Origin of the sequence: Rickettsia honei RB, assembly GCF_000263055.1 — a bacterium.
In the GTDB taxonomy this organism is placed as follows: domain Bacteria; phylum Pseudomonadota; class Alphaproteobacteria; order Rickettsiales; family Rickettsiaceae; genus Rickettsia; species Rickettsia rickettsii.
In genome coordinates, this window is record NZ_AJTT01000003.1 from 16,150 (window position 1) to 35,184 (window position 19,035).

Genomic DNA, 19,035 nt, shown 5'->3' on the forward strand with positions numbered 1-19,035 from the left:
TCCTGCTAATAGCGGTAACTCTTCAGCACAAGGGAGCAGTTCTAGTTTGGGAGGTACAACTAAAGGCGGTGTAACCAACAGCGGAAGTAGTCCATACGGTAATAGCTGTAATCCTAAAGCAACAGGTGTTTCTCCTGCTAATAATAGTAACGGCATGGGAAGTAGTTCCGTTAGCGATATGTCTGCTATAGGTAGTAGCCGAGATAATTCTGCAGGTATAAGTAGCGGTGGAAGCTCAGGTAGCGGAATAAGTCGTGCTAAAGCGAATGACGGCTTTAATGCTGCACAAGATAATACTAGTATCGGTAATCAAAAAGTAAGGGAGAGAATTAAGGTTCTTGAAGATGAAAATAACAATGCTACGAATCCTACAGCAGAAGATGCCACATCACGTAAGAGAGGTTTAGCTGTCGGAGGCGGTGATTGTGAACTTGATGAAAGTAAAGCTAATAATTCCATTTACGGGGTATGTGGGCTAGCCTATATTACGGTAAGGCAGTACAAAAAGCCTTTAACGGACTTTATAAAGCTAAATCTACCGGTGGCTCAATCGGGATTGATACCATTATAAACGATAATATAGTTCTGGGTGCTGCTTATACTAGAGTCGATACGAAGTTACGTAAAATGCTAAAGCCGGCAATACTACTAAGGTCGGAACTAATATGGGCTCTATATACGGTTTATATAGCTTTATAAATAACCTATTTATAGAAGGCGTAACCACCTATGCACGAAGTGATGATATTAAAACTAATGAACTACGTAATATTATAGGCGGTTATGAAACAGCACACGGTAAATATCATTCAACTTCTTATAGCGGTCAAGTAGTTGGGGGTTATAATTATCTATGGAAAGAAACTTTATTTGCACCGATGGCAGGAATCAGGCTTACTAAGATTAAAGATTCCGGTTATCAGGAATACGGTACTTCTTTCCAAAACCTAGCTATTCAGAAACGTCAATATAACAAGGTTGAAGGTATACTCAGCAGTGAAATTAAGACAACCTGCTATAAGGATGAATTCATAATTAGACCGCAAATTCATGCCTTTATTAATTACGATTTCAAAGGTAAAACACCGGTAATCGTTGCAGATCTTAACGGTCTTAATGAGCCTCTACCGGTACTGGCACCTAAACCTACTAAAATGCTATATGATTTAGGGGCAGGTGCAGTAATTAAGAAGGGTAGAATGGAGTACGGAGTGCATTACAGTCTGAGCTTAGCTAAAAAATACCATGCCCAGTCCGGTACGCTAAGATTTAAAGTAAACTTCTAAAAACCCGCATCAATTAAGAATAAGGATTTTAAAATCCTTATTCTTAATTACACACCGAATAGCGGATTACTATATAATCAGCTGTTTGCATAAAAATAAGTTGAATTTATACAAGGATTATCATATTAATATTTGTAATTATTTTTCGGGAACTGTGATAGTTTTTATGGTAATTGCATGTAGTTTTTTATTTAATATTTCAGACAGGGCGTTTTTTACTAATTTATGTTGATTAATTAAAGAAAGTCCATTAAATTGAACATCTGATATTTCTAAGGCATAATGGTCTTGATCTCCTACTAAATCAGTAATTTTCATTGTACTGTTCGGAAATGATTCTTTAAGTATTTTTACTAACTCTTCTACAGATATTGTCATTATTTTATCAATATTAATTTAAGTATTAATTAAAGTTTTTTTGCTTAAAGTAAAGCTTTATATGAATTTTTATTATAGAATTTTAAACATTCATTGATAAAATCGACTCTTATGCATATAATAATATTATGTCATTCTATTAATTATTATGAAAAAAGAAACTGAAGAATTAAAATTATTTATCTTAGAATGTTTAAGTGAGAAAAAAGCAGAAGATATTGAGGTAATTGATTTAACAGGAAAACATAAATTAGCCGATTATATTATATTTGCTAGCGGTCGTTCGACTAAAAATGTTGGAGCAATTGCTGAATATGTAGCTTTAGAATTAAAAAATAATGCTGGTATAAATAGTAATATTGAGGGGCTTAGTAAATCAGAATGGGTACTAATAGATGCAGGTACTATTTTAATTAATATTTTTTATCCTGAAGTACGGGAGCATTTTAAGTTAGAAGAAATTTGGAAAAGATGAACGATCATATTCTTATTAACGTTATAATTTTACTCGGTACTGCGGTTTTTATCGTGGCTATACTTAAGCGTCTTAGATTAAGTCCAGTACTTGGTTACTTAATTGCCGGAGCTGCAATAGGTGATCACGGTTTAAAAATCGTAACATATGACCAAACTAAGTTACTAGGTGAACTTGGTGTAGTATTTCTATTATTTGCGATAGGACTTGAGTTATCCTTCGAGCGATTAAAAGCTATGAGACGATATGTATTTGGTCTCGGTAGTTTGCAAGTTTTAACAACCGCTATAGTAATTGCCGGTGCAATGGTGCTTATAGACGGCAATAGTAGTGCGGCTATTATTACCGGCGGTGGTCTGGCCCTTTCATCTACAGCCCTTGTTATGCAGGTTATTGAGGAAAATCGTAGTCAATCAACGCAAATAGGAAGAGTTTCTTTAGCTATTCTGTTACTACAAGATTTGGCCGTAGTGCCATTGCTTGTGATAGTTCCGTTACTTGCCGGTAACAGTAAAGCCTCGCTTGCAGTGGCTCTTGGTATTGCACTCTTAAAAGCCGTAACGGCCTTACTTACAATATTTATTGTCGGTCGTGTTTTTCTTCGTCCTGTATTTTCATTCATTTCATCAGAAAGTAATAATGCAAGCGAGTTACCTATTTCGATGACTTTGTTAATAGTACTTTCTGCTGCTTGGGCTACCGAAACATTTGGTTTATCTTTAGCTCTAGGAGCATTTGTTGCCGGAGTATTAGTTGCAGAAACTGAATTTAGATTGCAGGCAGAGGAAAGTATTTATCCTTTCAAAAGTTTATTTTTAGGATTGTTTTTCATGACCGTGGGTATGAATATCGATGCCCTAGAAATGTATGAAAAAATATCTCATATTCTTACTTTATCTATTGCTTTAATAGGTATAAAAACCTTAATCATAACGGCTTTTTGTATTTTATTCGGTTTTAATAAAGGAGTTGCTTTTTATTCAGGCTTATTATTATCGCAAGGCGGAGAGTTTGGTTTTATATTATTCAGTTTAGGTAAAGATAGTGGAGTATTAGAAGAAAGTACTGCCGATATATTATTACTCGTAGTTACTTTTACTATGGCACTTACTCCATTACTCGCAGCTTTAGGGCAAAAGATTGCTGAGAAAGTTGATAAAGGACTTGGTAAAACTCCGACTCAAATGATTGAGCTTGGGGCAAGAGATTTAACAAACCATATTATTATTGCCGGACTCGGTAATACCGGTAAAATGGTAGCAAGAGTTTTGGAAGCGGAAGGTATAAGTTACGTAATACTTGATTTAGATGATGATAGAGTAAAAGAAGAGCTATCAAACGGTTTGCCGGTTTTTAAAGGTGATGTATCGCAAGCCGATACTCTAAAGGCATTAGGTACGGAAAGAGCATTCACTATAATACTTACTATGAATAATCAAGTAACTATCAAGAAATCGCTTAAAACAATTAGTGGTAATTATCAGGATATACCGGTTGTCGTTAAGTTAAAAAATTTAAAAAATGCTAGAGAGTTTTATGATTTAGGTGCCACAACTATTATTCCAGAAAGTTATGAGACTGGATTACAAATAGGTGGGACAGTCCTAAAAAATATAGGTATTAGTGAGCAGGAAATTAATAGAATAAAAGTACAATTTAGGCTTGGTAATTATATAATAGCAAAAAAAGAGGATGCTTTATCTGAAGCGGAAGATAATGATTAAAATTCTTATTACTTTAATTATTGTAATATTATCAACAACAATTAATGCCGATAATAAAAAATTGCCTATTCCGAGATTTGTTTCAATAAAATCTAATGAAGTAAATGCAAGGAGCGGACCAACTACTAAATCTGCCGTAGAATGGGTTTTTGTTAAAAAAGGCGAACCGGTAGAAATAACTGCAGAGTACAAGCAATGGCGACAAGTACGTGACATTAACGGCGAAGGCGGTTGGATACATTCAAGCGTTTTATCAGGTAAAAGATCAGTAGTTATTACTTCTGATAAGGAAATAGAACTTACCAAATCCGCAGACCATAAAAGCCGAGTTATAGCAAAATTAATGCCAAAAGTTCGTTGTAGTTTAAAAAAATGTAAAGAACAATTCTGCCAAATTACATGTAAGGATTACACAGGTTGGATTTCCAAGAAAGTAATTTGGGGAGTGTATGATGATAATGATAGGTATTAATTAATAGGCTTCTTGCATAACCTCCTTCTAAAGGTAATTTGTACGTCAATCCGGTACTCGCATCCTCACGTACTTTTATGTACGCTGCAGTGCTGTGTTCCGTGTTTCCTTCAAGTTCCTCTTTATAAGATAGGTGATGCAAGAAGCCTAGTACCGATAATAAATTGTAAAAGTAATTTACTGCCTGAAGTTAATTTGCTATGTATAAAAACTTCAAAGATATAGTTATTTATCCAAAGATATTTAGACGGTACAAATGATGTCGCATTTAAAAAACTATTTAGCGATAAAGTAAAATTAATAAATTTATTGAACTCTCTTCTTAGGTTATCACAAGGAGATAGAATCATAGATTTAAGCTATATAACTACTGAACAGTTACCTGTATTTCTTGAAGGGCAAAGAAGTTTGTTCGATATAAAAGTTAAAGATGAAACCGATAGATGGTATATAATTGAGATGCAGCGTAAAATGGAGAAAGATTATCTTAATAGAACGCAGCTTTACGGTTGTTATACCTACGTTAGTCAAATTAAGAAGGGTATGAAACATAAGGATTTATTGCCGGTAGTAATAATTTCTATCATAGGAGCAAAAGCTTTGCCTGATGAATTGCCGTATATTATCATCATATAAAAGAAAGCAATACCCATAAATAATATTTGTTTTCATTAACTTATGTATTTATTGAACTAGGGAAGTTTAAAAAAATGATCTTAAATATGATACCGATGAATGGTTGCATTTATTAAAATATGCTTCGCAAGAACAAGAACCGCCAAAAGAGATTAAAAATGAAATTGTGTTATCGGCATATGCAAGTTTAGAGCAATATAAATGGACAGAACAAGAGCATGATGATTATTTTAGAGCTGAAATGGCTATATAACAAGAAATAGACAAGTTTGAAGAAAAGTTTAATGCCGGGATGGAGAAGGGCATAGAAAAAGAGAAAATTGAAACTGCACAAGAAATGCTAATAGAGAATGAACCTACAGAGAAAATAGCACGATATACTAAGCTTACAATAGAAGAAATAAAAAAGCTAAAAGCAGAAAAATATAAAGTATAGATATTTAAATGAAAACTACCTTACCCGAACGTTCTCTTAAAATTAGAGCAAGGCTTAATTTTATAGTGCAGCAGATTTTAGATATTGCACAGGAAAAATCGCTATGATTATCTTGTACGGCTCTTTTGCTAGAGGCGATTGGGTACATGATCTACCTTACGGCTATCCATAGCGATACTGATATTTTGATAATTCTGAAAAAAGGTAAATATAAAGGATACACTGCTTTAAGATTAAAAGATAATATAAATATATAAGATTAGAAAACACAGGAATAATAAACCATAAGCAAATTATTCCGTATGATTCAAGAATATCGATAAAATTCTAGAGTCAATAGAGGAAATAAGTAGGCAGTTAGAAAAAGGACGTTATTTTTATACCGATATAAAAAAAGAAGGTATTCTTTTATATGATAGCGGTGAATTTATACTTAGCGAGGCTAAAGATTTATCTTGGAGCGATTGGTAGAGGTAAAGGTTTTTTAAAAGGGGCAACTACTTATTTAAGCGATTTGTAGTATGCTTTTTATCAGCCTGTGCCCTTCATCAAGCTACGGAAAGTCTTTACAGTACTATTTTTATTAGTTTCCTCAAACTACAAACCTAAATTACATAATTTACAAGAACTAGGTAGCATGGCAGGAAATTATGACAATGAATTATGGAGTGTATTTCTTCAATTAACCGAAGAACAAAAAAAGTGTTTTAAGTTTCTTGAAAAAGCTTATGTTGATGCGAGATATGATAAAAAATATAAAATTACTAAAGAACAGCTGCTTTGTCTTATTGAAAGAATAGAAAAATTAAAAGAAATCACCGCAAGAATCTGCACAGCAAGAATTAATCCGTAAGGATTGAGTGTCATTCCTAACTCAGTATTACCTGCGTGAATACCGAGTCGTCATTGCGAGCGACTGCAAGGAGCGTAGCAATCTAGCAAAAATAATAAAAATCTAAATATTAGCATTTTTAACTGGATTGCTTCGTCAAAACTTGCAGTTTTCCCTCGTAATGACGGGGCTTTTAAAGATATCTATAGTTATTGAGCAATGCCCATCAAGGTTTTAGTTTAAAGATTGATATAAATATAGTATAATATAAAACTTTAGTATATTCGATGAACTGCAAAAATTGGCTGAGTCGTTCTACAAGAGCTTCGGTGCTCGCGTATTACGTTATACGCCGCTCATCTTGCCTTGTGAACTCCTCGCTCTTTTTGAATTTGATCTTCGTATACTAGGCTTTTAGTTTAAAGATATATATAATTATGAGTAAGAAGCTTTATATTAAGACCTACGGATGTCAGATGAATGTTTATGATTCCGTTAAGATGCAGGATTTGCTTTATCCCTTTGGCTATGAACCTACTGAAAATATTGAAGAAGCAGATGTTATTATTCTAAATACTTGTCATATCAGAGAGAAAGCAGCTGAGAAAACTTATTCTGAACTCGGTCGTATTAAGAAACTACAAGATACCAGAACAAAACAAGGTTTAAGTTCTGCAATAATAGTTGTAGCCGGTTGTGTTGCACAGGCGGAAGGGGAGGAGATTTTTACAAGAACTTCTTATGTTGATATTGTTGTCGGTCCGCAATCTTATTATAACCTACCGGAATTAATCTCAAAAGTCGTTAGACACGAAAAGCACTTAATCGATCTTGATTTTGTTGAAGAAGCAAAATTTGATCAGCTACCTGAGCAATTATATCCGCAAGGAACAAGTGCCTTTATATCGGTACAGGAAGGGTGTGATAAATTTTGTACTTTCTGTGTAGTACCTTATACTAGAGGTGCTGAATTTTCAAGAAATGTAGAGCAGGTTTACAGAGAAGCACTAAAAGTAGTTAGTAGCGGTGCTAAAGAAATTATGTTACTTGGACAAAATGTCAATGCATATCACGGTAAAGGTCCTGCAGATAAAATATTTAGTCTAGCCGATTTACTCAAACATCTAGCACAAATTCCCAATTTAGAGAGATTACGTTATACCACCTCACACCCGATAGATATGAATGATGATCTAATAAAGTTGTACGGTACCGAACCTAAATTAATGCCGTTTCTACATCTGCCGGTGCAGTCAGGTTCAAATAAAATATTAAAAGCCATGAACCGCAAACATGATCGGGAATATTATTTTGATATAATTAATCGCTTAAGAGAAGCAAGGCCCGATATAGTTTTATCCTCTGATTTTATTGTCGGGTTTCCCGGTGAAACAGATGAAGATTTTGAGGATACGTTAGATTTGGTCCGTAGAGTAAAATATGGTCAGTGTTATTCGTTTAAATATAGCCCACGTCCCGGCACACCTGGTGCAACTAGAACCGACCAAATACCTGAACATATAAAATCAGAGAGATTAACTATATTACAACAAGAACTCATGGCTCAGCAACTAGCTTTTAATACAAGTTGTGTTGGTAGTACTATGAAAGTTCTATTTGATCGCAATGGTAAATTCGACGACCAGATAATAGGTAAAACTCCATACATGCAGTCCGTATATATCCAAAACCCTAATAAATCTTTACTTGGTAAAATCATTGATGTAAAAATTACTAAGGCTTCACTTAATAGTTTAACCGGCGAAATATTATAAGTCATGTATAAATCTCTTCTTTTTTGTTTAAAAATTTTTGTCTTCCTTATTTTAGTAGGTTGCGGGATTACTGCTTATATAATATACCACTATTCACGTGATTTGCCTGATTACTCACAGCTTGCACGTTATTATCCACCGTCGGTAACGCGTATTTATTCCCGTGACGGCAAATTAATGGAGGAGTACGCTTTTGAACGTCGTGTATTTGTACCGATTAATAGCGTACCGAGTTCGCTAATAGAAAGTTTTATTGCAGCTGAGGATAAGAATTTCTATAACCATCCCGGCGTTGATTTGTTTGGAATAGTTAGAGCGGCATTTTTAAACATATCTAATTATTTACATCATAGGCGTATGGAAGGAGCGTCTACCATTACTCAGCAAGTGGTTAAAAATTTTCTGCTAACTAACGAAGTTTCTCTTGAACGTAAGATTAAAGAAGCGATTCTTTCTTATATGATTTCAAGAGTATTTACTAAGGATCAAATTTTAGAATTATATCTTAATCAAACATTTTTTGGTCGTGGTGCATACGGTGTTGCGGTAGCTGCACAAAATTATTTTAATAAATCCGTAGAGGAACTTACTATTGCAGAATCAGCTTTTATTGCGGCACTGCCTAAAGCCCCTTCCGAACTTAATCCTGAGAGAAACTATGCTAGAGTAAAAGCTCGTCGTGATTACGTAATAGCACGTATGTTTGAAGATGGTTATATAACAAGAGACGCTGCGAAAGAAGCTATGGATAGCCCGATAGTTTTACGTAAACGAGCTAAGGAAGAAACTGTTACGGCAGATTATTATGCTGCACAGGTCAGAGAAGAAGTAATTAGGATGTTAAATAGTAAGGAAGAATTTTATACCGGAGGTCTTACTATCATTACTTCTTTAGATGCAAAGATGCAGCAATTAGCTGAAAACTCTCTAAGAAAAGGTTTAAGGGAGTTTGATAGAAGGCGTGGTTTTAGAAAGCCTATAGCTAATATTTCTCTTGATAATTGGCAAGGAGAGCTAAAAAAACTACCGACTCCTCCATCGCTTTTAGAGTATAAATTAGCTGTAGTTCTAGATGTAGCCGATAATCATGTAGAGATTGGACTTATAGACGGCAGCAAATCTAAGATGCCTATTGCTGAAATGAAATGGGCAAGAAGTAATCTTAAATCAGTTAAGACCTTGCTTAAAAAAGGTGATGTGATAGTGGTTGAGGTTATAAAAGAGGGGTATGCTCTTCGTCAGATTCCTGAAGTAAACGGTGCTATTATGGTTATGAACCCAAATACCGGACAGGTACTTGCAAGCGTCGGCGGTTATGATTTTTCCACAAGTAAATTTGATAGAGTAACTCAAGCATTGCGTCAACCCGGTTCTTTGAGTAAAACCTTTGTTTATTTAGCAGCTCTTGAAAACGGTGTTAAGCCGAATCAGGTTTTTAATGATGGACCTATTGAGATTTCGCAAGGTCCAGGGATGCCTAGTTGGCGTCCTAAAAATTATGAGGGTAAGTTTTTAGGTGAAATCACTATGCGTACTGGTCTTGAAAAATCTCGTAATCTTATAACCGTAAGAGTTGCAACTGCCGTAGGACTTACAAAAATCGTTGATATAATTAAGCGTTTCGGTATTAATAATGAACCAAAAAAAGTTTACTCTATGGTACTTGGTTCAATTGAAACCACACTTAGCAGAATGACTAATGCTTATGCAATTATTGCTAACGGCGGTAAAAAAGTTGAGCCTCATTTTGTAGAATTAATTAAAGATCGTAACGGTAAAATTATTTATAGGCGAGATGATAGAGAATGTCTTGCTTGTAATGTTTCGGATAGTAATTTAGATACCGCAATATTAGAAATACCGAAAGAATATATCTATAGAGTTACGGATGAAGCTAGTGATTATCAAATTACTTCGTTTTTAACCGGAGCAATAGATAGAGGTACCGGTTATGCTGCGAAGAAGTTAGGGAAAATTATCGGCGGAAAAACCGGTACTAGTAACGATAGTAAAGATACATGGTTTGTAGGTTTTACACCCAAAATAGTAGTCGGCAGTTATGTGGGTTATGATACACCGAAAGAGCTTGGAAAAAGAGCAACAGGCTCAAACGTAGTATTACCGATTTTTATTGATTTTATGAGTAATGCTTATAAGGATAAGCCATCGCTGCCTTTCAAAGTTCCAGATTCAATTAAGCTAATCGCCGTAGATAGAGCAACTGGTAAAATTACACCAAGCGGTACTGTTATAGAAGCATTTAAAGTAAATAATGTTCAGATGCTTGAGAATGAAGATATGATTGATAATCAAGATAATAATGATATTTTTGATTATGTACCGAGTAAGGAAGATCAATCGCAGGAAATTTACTAAACTGTATAATTAGTTTAAGCCGATGTCATTCCCTGTTCTCTATGTCATGCAACAAAACCACCTATTTTTATTTTAACCTATGAAAAAAATTATTTTATATCTCACTGCCCTAATATCACTTACTATAACTTTTATAACTCAAGCGGATTGTTTTTTAGTTAATGAACATTATAAAACAAGAAGGTAATTGTGAGTCTCGTTATGCTCCATGCTCAACATTTAAAATTGCTATAAGTTTAATGGGTTATGATGATGGGTTTTTAATTGATGAAACTCATCCAAAATTACCTATTAAAGAAGGATATGCTGACTATCTTGAAGTTTGGAAACAATCCCAAACACCTAAAGATTGGATGAAGAATAGCTGTGTTTTGTATTCTCAGATTATTACTAAAGAATTAGGTATTGAAAAATTTCGTGATTATGTAACATAATGTGATTATGGTAATCGTGATATTTCAGGAGGAGATAAAGGAAAGAATAACGGTTTAACTAATGCATGGCTTTCTAGTTCTTTAGAAATTTCACCGTAAGAACAATTAGCTTTTCTTCAGAAACTAGCAGAGAATAAATTGCCTGTAAGTGTTCAAGCCCAAGAAATGACTAAAAATATTTTGTTTATTGAAGATTTTGTAGATTGTTGGAAGCGTTACGGTAAAACAGGCAGTGGTAATAAACTTAGCCAAGATAGAACTGTAAAGTTAAAGGATCGTAAAATCGGATGGTTTATAGGTTGGCTACAAAAAAATGACAGAACAGTTTTCTTTGTACATTTCATTGAAGATAATAAAAATTATGATTCTTATGCAGGGCAACGTTCTAAAGAAGCAGCGCAAGAAAAGCTAAAAGAATTGATAAATCAAGAATTGAAATAAATCTCAATTTTTATTTTCGAGGAACAACCAACAGTGAATTTGCTATTGGTTGTTGATTAAAAAGCAATACTCTAGGTTATCTATACTAAAGTACCTTCTTCTTCATAGGAGACTCCGGTCATATCTACCACAGCATGATCATTATCAAGTAGAGTGTTATTTTCAGTAGTAACATCTTCATTAATTTCAGCAGCAAGTTTTTCAGCTTCAATTTCATCAATATATTGTTTTAATTTAGCTTTTGTTGCGTTTTTATTTCTAACATACCAATACCAAGTGAACAGCTATGGAGGCAACTACAGTTGTGCCAATGCTTATATATTGAGCAACCAAGGAATTATCGTTATCACTCTCATCAAACATATTTTCTTGAGAGTTGTAAGTTGTATTGAAAGCAGTATTAGTAAGTTTTGCTACGGTGTTATTAATTAAATTTATTCCCGTTTCAGTCTAACTAGTTAATTGATGTATCATTTTGCTATTCCTTTGGATTTTTAAAATTGAAGGGCATAATCAGCAGTACTTATTTGATAGTCAAGAAATTATTAACAAAAATTAATAATTAATATATAATCATTGCAATTAGGTGAAATTATATAAATTTCAATATCGCTTGAAGTATCTAAAGAAATGTTATAAAGTCAAAAAGTTCATAGAAATTTAAGGGTATTATGCAAGTAGTAAAAGCTTTAGAACAAATTTTAGCAGATAGCTATATTTTAAAACACAAAATTATCATTGGAATGTAGAAGGAGCAGAGTTTAGAAGTCTACATTTATTATTTGAGGGGCAGTATGAAGATTTAGCTGAAAGCTTAGATGAGCTTGCTGAAAGAATAAGAAGTTTAAATGCTAAAGTTCCCGCATTATCAGATTTAATAAAACTTGCATCTATAGATGAGGCAAATCTAAACGCAACGGCAAATGAAATGCTTAAAAGTCTAACAAAAGATCAAGATATTATTAGAGATACATTATATAAGGGACTCAAAGTAGCACAAGCAGAGGGCGGTGAGGGTACAGCCGATATGATTATTGGACGAATTAAGGTGCATGAAAAGAATAGATAGATGCTGAAGAGTAGTATACTCTAGTGTCATTTCCATTTTCGTCATTGCAAGCGACTGAAAGGAGCGTAGCAATCTCAGGAGATAGTGTATGATTCCTGAGATTGCTGCGTCGATGCTGTGCATCTCCTCGCAATGACGTTAATGCTCATAACAAACAAACTAACAAAATAAAAATAAAATGGAACAATATGATGTAGCCGTTATAGGCGGTGGTCCAGGTGGATATGTTGCAGCAATTAGAGCAGCACAATTAAAGAAAAACGTTGTATTAATAGAAAAAGAGCATTTGGGTGGGGTATGTCTTAATTGGGGGTGTATACCGACTAAATCCCTGCTTAAATCTGCTGAGGTTTTTGAATATATAAAACATGCTAAAGATTATGGAATTGATGCTAAAGGTGCTGAAATCAACATTAAGAAAATAGTCGAACGCTCAAGAGAGATTTCAAATAAGCTTGCAGGCGGTGTTAAGTTACTACTGAAAAAAAACAAAGTGACCGTGATAGACGGAGTAGCAAGTCTTGCAGGAAATAAGGTAATAAATATAAATGATAAACCTACAGTAAAAGCAGGAAATATTATTATAGCTACCGGCGCAAGATCTAGGGTTTTAAAAGGCTTTAAGCCTGACGGTAAACAAATTTGGACTTCTAAAGAAGCTATGATACCGCAGCATGTGCCGAAATCTATGATTATTGTCGGCTCAGGTGCAATCGGTATAGAATTCGCTTCGTTTTATAATAGTATTGGTGTGGATGTTACCGTAATTGAGGCACATAATAGAATATTGTCTGCTGAAGATATGGAAATTAGCGGAATCGCTCATAAGAACTTTGAGAAGAAAGGTATAAAAATTATTACAAATGCTAAGTTAATTAAGCAAACAAAATCAAAAGATAAGATAGAAGTTGAGTTAGAGTTAGCAGATAAAACACAAAAATTACAAGCTGAAATTTTACTTATGGCAGTAGGTATTACAGCTAATACGGAAAATTTAGGTCTTGAGAAAACAAAAATTAAAGTAGAAAACGGCTATATAACTACTAACGGGTTAATGCAAACTGCGGCATCAGGAATTTATGCTATAGGCGATGTAGCAGGAGTGCCTTGTTTAGCTCATAAAGCAAGCCATGAAGGTATTATTGCAGCGGAAAGCATAGCGGGCTTAAAACCGCATACTATTAATAAACATAATATTCCTGGTTGCACTTATTCTTCGCCGCAAATAGCAAGCGTCGGTTTGACTGAAGAAGCAGCAACAACCTTAGGTTATAAACTTAAAATAGGCAGATTTCCTTTTATAGCTAACGGTAAGGCTTTAGTAAGCGGTGATAGCGATGGCTTAATTAAAACTATATTTGATGCTAAGACGGGTGAGTTGCTTGGAGCTCATATGATAGGCTCGGAAGTTACGGAATTAATACAAGGATATGTGGTTTCAAAAAATTTAGAAGGAACGGAGTTGGATTTAATTAACACTATCTTCCCGCATCCGACTTTATCGGAAATGATGCATGAATCAGTATTCTCTGCTTATGATAGGGCAATACATATATAATACTCGATGAACTTCAAAAATTGGCTACGTCGTCTTATAAGAGCTGTGGTGCTCACGTATTAAGTATATGCTCCGCTCCTCGCCTTATAGACTCCTTGCTCTTGTTGAAGTTGATCTTCGTATATACGTTTCATTTTACTTCGGAGATATAAATTAAGAAAATGAACAAAGGTAATTTAATCGAGAATTATGCAGTAGCGTTATTTAATAACGCTATGGTTGATAATATACAAGATAAGATCTTTGAAGAAATTACTTCTATAAACCGTATAATTACCGATAATTTTGATATTAGAGAGTTCCTATTTTCTCCTATAGTAAATAAGAACGACAAAATTAACGCAGTCAATTCATTAGCAAAAAATATCAAAATTAGCACAATAGTACAAAATTTTTTATTGTTATTGGTAAAAAATTCTCGTACTGCTATTTTATCTAATATAGTAGATGCTTATAATACTTTACTATATGAAAGTAAAAACATAAAGATAGTTCAGGTTATTTCTGCAAATAAGTTACAACCTAAAGAGCAGGAGTGGATTAAATCTCGTATAGAAAAAGAATTAAATCAAAAAACAGAAATATTATTTGATATAGATAATACTATTATTGGTGGTATTGTAATTAAATATGATAGTATGTTGCAAGATTACTCAATAAAAGGTAGTTTAGAGAAAATAACGAAAGCTTTAAAGACAGTTAATATTGCTGTATAGATATTTATATAGTCATTGCGAGGAAATTACGAAGTAATTGACAAAGCAATCTCAGGATATTTTATGAGATTGCCACGAGGCCTACGGCTGCTCGCAATGACGACTCGGTATCCACACGGGCAATGCTCGTTCGCAATGACAAGAAAATTAGGAGACATAAACCACATGAAACTAAAGCCTATTGAAGTAGCTGAAATATTACAAAAGGAAATAGCTAATATTAATTGCTTAAGTAAGCTTGAGGAAGTAGGGCAGGTAATAACCGTCGGTGACGGTATAGCCCAAATTTACGGTCTTGCTAATGTAAAATCCGGTGAAGTAGTAGAATTTAAATCAGGTGTTAAGGGCCTTGTTTTAAACTTGGAAAACGATAGTGTCGGTGCTGTAATTATGGGGGATGATAACCAAGTACAGCAAGGTGATAATGTCAAAAGAACTAAAGAAGTTTTAGAAGTACCGGTAGGAAAAGCTTTGCTTGGTCGTGTTGTTGATGCTCTAGGTAATCCTATTGACGGCAAAGGCGATATTGCAAGTAAAGAGTACAGACATATCGAGATGAAGGCTCCGGGGATAATAGAAAGAACGAGCGTGAGTGAACCCGTACAAACCGGAATAAAGGCTATAGATTCGTTAATCCCAATAGGTAGAGGACAAAGAGAGTTAATAATCGGTGATAGGCAAACTGGAAAAACGGCTATAGCCGTTGATACTATTATTAATCAAAAACAAGCTCATTCACTTACTAATGAAAGTGATAAAATTTATTGTATTTATGTAGCTATTGGGCAGAAAAGATCAAGTGTTGCACAAATAGTAAAAAAACTAGAAGATGCCGGAGCCATGGACTATACACTCATTGTTTCGGCTACTGCTTCGGAAGCTGCAGCTCTTCAATTCATTGCCCCTTATTCTGCCTGTAGTATGGGCGAATATTTTCGTGATAACGGCATGCATGCACTTATTATTTATGATGATTTAAGTAAGCATGCCGTTGCATATAGACAAATCTCATTATTACTTAGAAGACCTCCCGGGCGAGAAGCCTATCCCGGCGACGTGTTCTACCTGCATTCAAGGTTGCTTGAGCGTGCTGCTAAAATGTCAGAGGAAAAAGGCAGCGGTTCACTTACTGCTCTTCCTATAATCGAAACGCAGGCAGGTGACGTATCCGCATATATCCCAACAAATGTTATTTCGATTACCGACGGTCAAATTTTCTTAGAAAGTGAGCTATTTTATAAAGGCGTAAGACCTGCCGTTAATGTCGGTATTTCGGTAAGCCGTGTTGGTTCTGCAGCACAAATAAAGGCTATGAAGCAGGTAGCAGGTTCGGTAAAGCTAGAGCTTGCTCAATTTAGAGAGCTTGAGTCTTTCTCGCAATTTGGATCAGATTTAGACCCTGCCACTAAAGCACAAATCGATCACGGTAAAAGATTAGTTGAAATATTAAAACAAGCTCAATATCATCCTTTTTCGGTAGAAGAACAAATAGTAAGTATTTATGTCGGAACTAAGAAATATTTAAATGATGTCCCGCTTCAGAAAGTAAAAGAATTTGAAGATAAAATGCTTACGGAGATAAGGTTAAATAAAAAAGATATTTTGGAATCAATAAAAAACGAGCAACGTATAACCGAAGAAACCGAGCAGAAACTGAAAGCATTTTTAGAAAACTTTGTTAAGGAATTTGTTAAATAAGATGATGTTGTTTTTGTGTGGATACTAATCGTCATTGCGAGTTACTGAAAGGAGCGTGGCAATCTTAGGATATTTGACGAGATTGCAACAAAGCTTCGTTCCTCGCAATGACATAAAAATACTAAATAAATATGTCAAATTTAAAGCAGTTAAGAACTAGAATTAAAAGCGTTAAATCTACACAAAAGATTACTAAAGCAATGCAACTAGTATCAGCTTCTAAAATGGCAAAAATAAAGAGTCAAATAGCCAATTCAAATTTTTATATTGAGGCTGTTAGTAAAATGATGTCTGCTATATTATCAATTGATATGTATGAGTTATCTATAGAAGAGCAGAAATTTTTTAATACCGTGCCGAATAAAGCAAATTTATTGATAGTTATGACATCACAGCGTGGTTTATGCGGAACGTTTAATTACAGTATAATTAAGCAAGTTAAGAATGATATTAAAGAGTTAGAAAATAAAGGCGCACAAATAAAACTTATCATTATTGGAAAAAAAGGTTACGAAGCACTAAAAAGGCAATATGTAAATTATATTGATAGTTATTTTGAGTTACCCAAAATTCATGATGAAAATCTGATGCTACAAGTAAAACAAAAAATTATGTCGGCAGTAGAAAATCTAGAAGTTAGTAATTGTGTTATATATTTTAATAAATTAAAGAACGCAATGACTCAAATTATGACTAGACAACAGATTTTACCAGTAGCAAAATATCAGGATGATTCTATGATAGATAATCCTATAGTTAATTTAGTCGGATTCGGATACAAGGAACGAGGAGCGAAGCCTATAAATAATAGGAGAGCGACGAGTGACATAGTAGGCGAGTCCAAATCAATTGACTATAATTATGAATATGAAGGAGAAAATCTCATTTCTAATCTAATTAATTTATATGTGAATTCCCAAATAAATTATGCTTTACTACAAAGTAGAGCAAGTGAGGAGGGAGCTAGAATGACCGCTATGGAAAATGCAACAAATAATGCTAATGATTTAATAAGCAAGTTAGTTTTAAAGCTAAATAGATCAAGACAGGCTATTATTACTACGGAATTAATAGAGATTATAGCCGGTTCAGAAGCGGTTTAGATATACTCGTTTAATTTGAAAAATTGGCGTCGTTGTTTCATATTTTTTGATCCTCACGTACTAGTATATACGCTGTCAAAAAATATGAAACGCCTTGCTCTTTTCCACATTAAACTGCGTCTATCTGTTCTTCGTTTTATTTGTATTATATTTTTTAACAAAAGAAAAAATCATGACAAAAAATATTGGAAAAATTACTCAGATTATTTCAGCGGTGGTGGATGTAAAATTTACGAATAACGGTGAGTTACCGGAAATTTTAAATGCTCTAGAGTGTTATAACGATAAACAAAGGATAGTCCTGGAAGTAGCACAACATATAGGTGATGATACAGTGCGTTGTATTGCTATGGGTTCTATGGAAGGGTTAGTGCGGGGCGTAGAAGTAATAGATACAGGCAGTCCTATTCGTATTCCTGTAGGTACTGAGACGCTTGGGCGTATTATGAATGTTGTAGGTGAGCCGATTGACGGTAAAGGAGACATTAAAAGCTCAAATATTTCTTCTATATATAAGCCTGCTCCTGATTTTACCAATCAGTCAACCGAGCGTAATATATTAGTAACCGGTATTAAAGTGATTGATTTACTTGCTCCTTATACTAAAGGCGGTAAAATAGGACTATTCGGTGGTGCAGGAGTCGGTAAAACCGTGCTTATAATGGAGCTTATTAATAACGTAGCTAAAGCACACGGTGGTTATACGGTATTTGCAGGAGTTGGTGAGAGAACTAGAGAAGGTAATGATCTTTACCATGAAATGATTGACTCGGGTGTTATTAACCTTGCAGAGCCTGAAAAGTCAAAAGTAGCTTTAGTTTATGGACAAATGAACGAGCCGCCGGGAGCAAGGGCAAGAGTTGCGTTAAGCGGTCTGACCATTGCGGAGAGTTTTAGAGATATGAATGAAGGGCAAGATGTTTTGTTTTTTGTAGATAATATTTTCCGTTTTACTCAAGCAGGTTCTGAAGTATCGGCGTTACTCGGTAGGATTCCGTCAGCGGTAGGGTATCAGCCTACTCTTGCAACCGATATGGGCCAACTACAAGAGCGTATCACCTCTACTAAGCACGGCTCAATAACGTCCGTGCAGGCTATATATGTACCGGCGGATGATTTAACTGATCCTGCTCCTGCTACTTCTTTTGCACATTTAGATGCTACAACGGTACTTAGCCGTCAGATAGCTGAGTTTGGGATTTATCCGGCAGTTGATCCGTTAGATAGTAATTCCCAGGTACTTGATCCGATGATTGTCGGTGAAGAACATTATAGTGTAGCAAGACAAGTACAGCAGGTTTTACAAACTTATAAATCGTTGCAGGATATTATAACTATTTTAGGTATGGATGAGCTATCCGAAGAAGATAAACTAACCGTGGCACGTGCTAGAAAAATACAGCGTTTCTTATCGCAGCCTTTCCATGTCGCTGAAGTATTTACCGGAGCTGCAGGCAAATTTGTTAATCTAGCCGATACTATCGCAGGCTTTAAAGGACTTGTAGAGGGTAAATACGATGATTTACCGGAAGCTGCTTTTTATATGGTCGGAACTATAGACGAGGCTATAGAGAAGGCGCAGACGTTGAAGTGACGTTGATGTCATTCCCTCGTAGGCGGGAATGA

Annotated in this window: 19 protein-coding genes and 3 pseudogenes; 20 read left to right on the top strand and 2 right to left on the bottom strand. The window is 34.7% G+C overall.

Annotated elements, in window-relative coordinates:
• The first annotated feature begins 46 nt into the window (after window positions 1-46).
• From WSW_RS0103485 to WSW_RS0103490, 3 genes and pseudogenes are all read left to right on the top strand, one after another.
• Window positions 47-571 carry a hypothetical protein gene (locus tag WSW_RS0103485; RefSeq protein WP_238528487.1) on the top strand — a complete coding sequence of 175 codons (525 nt, stop codon included), beginning with the start codon at window positions 47-49 and terminating at the stop codon, window positions 569-571.
• Window positions 469-699, top strand: coding sequence for an autotransporter outer membrane beta-barrel domain-containing protein (locus WSW_RS1000000113585; protein WP_274378111.1), 231 nt, complete (start codon window positions 469-471; stop codon window positions 697-699). The genes WSW_RS0103485 and WSW_RS1000000113585 overlap by 103 nt, the downstream gene beginning before the upstream one ends.
• A pseudogene (locus WSW_RS0103490) lies at window positions 645-1,286 on the top strand (autotransporter outer membrane beta-barrel domain-containing protein); the annotation flags it as partial. The gene WSW_RS1000000113585 and the pseudogene WSW_RS0103490, both read left to right, overlap by 55 nt.
• A gap of 138 nt (window positions 1,287-1,424) precedes the next feature.
• On the opposite strand, the gene WSW_RS0103495 reads toward WSW_RS0103490, so the two are convergent.
• Complete coding sequence (locus WSW_RS0103495; protein ID WP_016917095.1) at window positions 1,425-1,664, bottom strand: BolA/IbaG family iron-sulfur metabolism protein; 240 nt, start codon at window positions 1,662-1,664, stop codon at window positions 1,425-1,427.
• A gap of 148 nt (window positions 1,665-1,812) precedes the next feature.
• Between WSW_RS0103495 and rsfS the strand changes: the two genes are divergently transcribed.
• The 3 genes from rsfS to WSW_RS0103510 are packed head-to-tail and all read left to right on the top strand — an operon-like array spanning window position 1,813 to window position 4,335.
• Entirely contained in the window at window positions 1,813-2,139 is a 327-nt protein-coding gene (rsfS, locus tag WSW_RS0103500) for a ribosome silencing factor (protein ID WP_016917096.1), read from the top strand.
• Window positions 2,136-3,863: a monovalent cation:proton antiporter-2 (CPA2) family protein gene (locus WSW_RS0103505; protein WP_016917097.1), complete on the top strand. Its 1,728-nt coding sequence runs from the start codon at window positions 2,136-2,138 to the stop codon at window positions 3,861-3,863. The genes rsfS and WSW_RS0103505 overlap by 4 nt, the downstream gene beginning before the upstream one ends.
• Window positions 3,856-4,335, top strand: coding sequence for an SH3 domain-containing protein (locus WSW_RS0103510; RefSeq protein ID WP_004997294.1), 480 nt, complete (start codon window positions 3,856-3,858; stop codon window positions 4,333-4,335). Before WSW_RS0103505 ends, WSW_RS0103510 begins: the two co-directional genes overlap by 8 nt.
• Here WSW_RS0103510 and WSW_RS1000000113900 read toward each other — a convergent pair.
• Window positions 4,328-4,477 (bottom strand): annotated as a pseudogene (locus tag WSW_RS1000000113900) (palindromic element RPE1 domain-containing protein); the annotation flags it as partial. The gene WSW_RS0103510 and the pseudogene WSW_RS1000000113900 overlap by 8 nt on opposite strands.
• Window positions 4,478-4,644: 167 nt before the next feature.
• Here WSW_RS1000000113900 and WSW_RS1000000112965 point away from each other — a divergent pair.
• The 14 genes and pseudogenes from WSW_RS1000000112965 (at window position 4,645) to atpD (ending at window position 19,003) form a co-directional block, all read left to right on the top strand.
• A complete protein-coding gene (locus tag WSW_RS1000000112965; protein WP_238528488.1) occupies window positions 4,645-4,971 on the top strand; it encodes an Rpn family recombination-promoting nuclease/putative transposase in 327 nt (108 codons plus the stop codon).
• 103 nt (window positions 4,972-5,074) lie between these two features.
• The gene (locus WSW_RS1000000112970) at window positions 5,075-5,224 is read left to right on the top strand and encodes a hypothetical protein (protein WP_012151358.1); all 150 of its coding nucleotides are present in this window, start codon (window positions 5,075-5,077) and stop codon (window positions 5,222-5,224) included.
• A 39-nt stretch (window positions 5,225-5,263) separates the two neighbouring features.
• Window positions 5,264-5,407 carry a hypothetical protein gene (locus WSW_RS1000000112975; protein ID WP_016917098.1) on the top strand — a complete coding sequence of 48 codons (144 nt, stop codon included), beginning with the start codon at window positions 5,264-5,266 and terminating at the stop codon, window positions 5,405-5,407.
• A gap of 538 nt (window positions 5,408-5,945) precedes the next feature.
• Window positions 5,946-6,260, top strand: a complete 315-nt coding sequence (locus WSW_RS1000000112980) for a HEPN domain-containing protein (RefSeq protein ID WP_238528490.1) — start codon at window positions 5,946-5,948, stop codon at window positions 6,258-6,260.
• Window positions 6,261-6,676: 416 nt separating this feature from the next.
• A complete protein-coding gene (gene miaB, locus WSW_RS0103545) occupies window positions 6,677-8,014 on the top strand; it encodes a tRNA (N6-isopentenyl adenosine(37)-C2)-methylthiotransferase MiaB (protein WP_016917099.1) in 1,338 nt (445 codons plus the stop codon).
• A 3-nt stretch (window positions 8,015-8,017) separates the two neighbouring features.
• Window positions 8,018-10,390, top strand: coding sequence for a penicillin-binding protein 1A (locus tag WSW_RS0103550; RefSeq protein ID WP_016917100.1), 2,373 nt, complete (start codon window positions 8,018-8,020; stop codon window positions 10,388-10,390).
• A 161-nt stretch (window positions 10,391-10,551) separates the two neighbouring features.
• Window positions 10,552-10,824, top strand: a complete 273-nt coding sequence (locus WSW_RS0103555; protein ID WP_016917101.1) for a penicillin-binding transpeptidase domain-containing protein — start codon at window positions 10,552-10,554, stop codon at window positions 10,822-10,824.
• A 165-nt stretch (window positions 10,825-10,989) separates the two neighbouring features.
• Complete coding sequence (locus WSW_RS0103560; RefSeq protein WP_016917102.1) at window positions 10,990-11,265, top strand: penicillin-binding transpeptidase domain-containing protein; 276 nt, start codon at window positions 10,990-10,992, stop codon at window positions 11,263-11,265.
• Window positions 11,266-11,936: 671 nt separating this feature from the next.
• Window positions 11,937-12,334, top strand: a pseudogene (locus WSW_RS1000000109340) (Dps family protein).
• Between the two features lie 178 nt (window positions 12,335-12,512).
• Window positions 12,513-13,892, top strand: a complete 1,380-nt coding sequence (gene lpdA / locus WSW_RS0103570) for a dihydrolipoyl dehydrogenase (protein WP_016917104.1) — start codon at window positions 12,513-12,515, stop codon at window positions 13,890-13,892.
• A gap of 161 nt (window positions 13,893-14,053) precedes the next feature.
• Entirely contained in the window at window positions 14,054-14,608 is a 555-nt protein-coding gene (atpH, locus tag WSW_RS0103575) for an ATP synthase F1 subunit delta (RefSeq protein WP_016917105.1), read from the top strand.
• Window positions 14,609-14,773: 165 nt separating this feature from the next.
• On the top strand, window positions 14,774-16,306 hold the full coding sequence (gene atpA / locus WSW_RS0103580) for a F0F1 ATP synthase subunit alpha (RefSeq protein WP_016917106.1): 1,533 nt from the start codon (window positions 14,774-14,776) through the stop codon (window positions 16,304-16,306).
• A gap of 131 nt (window positions 16,307-16,437) precedes the next feature.
• Window positions 16,438-17,409: an ATP synthase F1 subunit gamma gene (atpG, locus tag WSW_RS0103585; protein ID WP_016917107.1), complete on the top strand. Its 972-nt coding sequence runs from the start codon at window positions 16,438-16,440 to the stop codon at window positions 17,407-17,409.
• Between the two features lie 172 nt (window positions 17,410-17,581).
• Window positions 17,582-19,003 carry a F0F1 ATP synthase subunit beta gene (atpD, locus tag WSW_RS0103590; RefSeq protein ID WP_016917108.1) on the top strand — a complete coding sequence of 474 codons (1,422 nt, stop codon included), beginning with the start codon at window positions 17,582-17,584 and terminating at the stop codon, window positions 19,001-19,003.
• The last annotated feature ends 32 nt before the right edge of the window (window positions 19,004-19,035 follow it).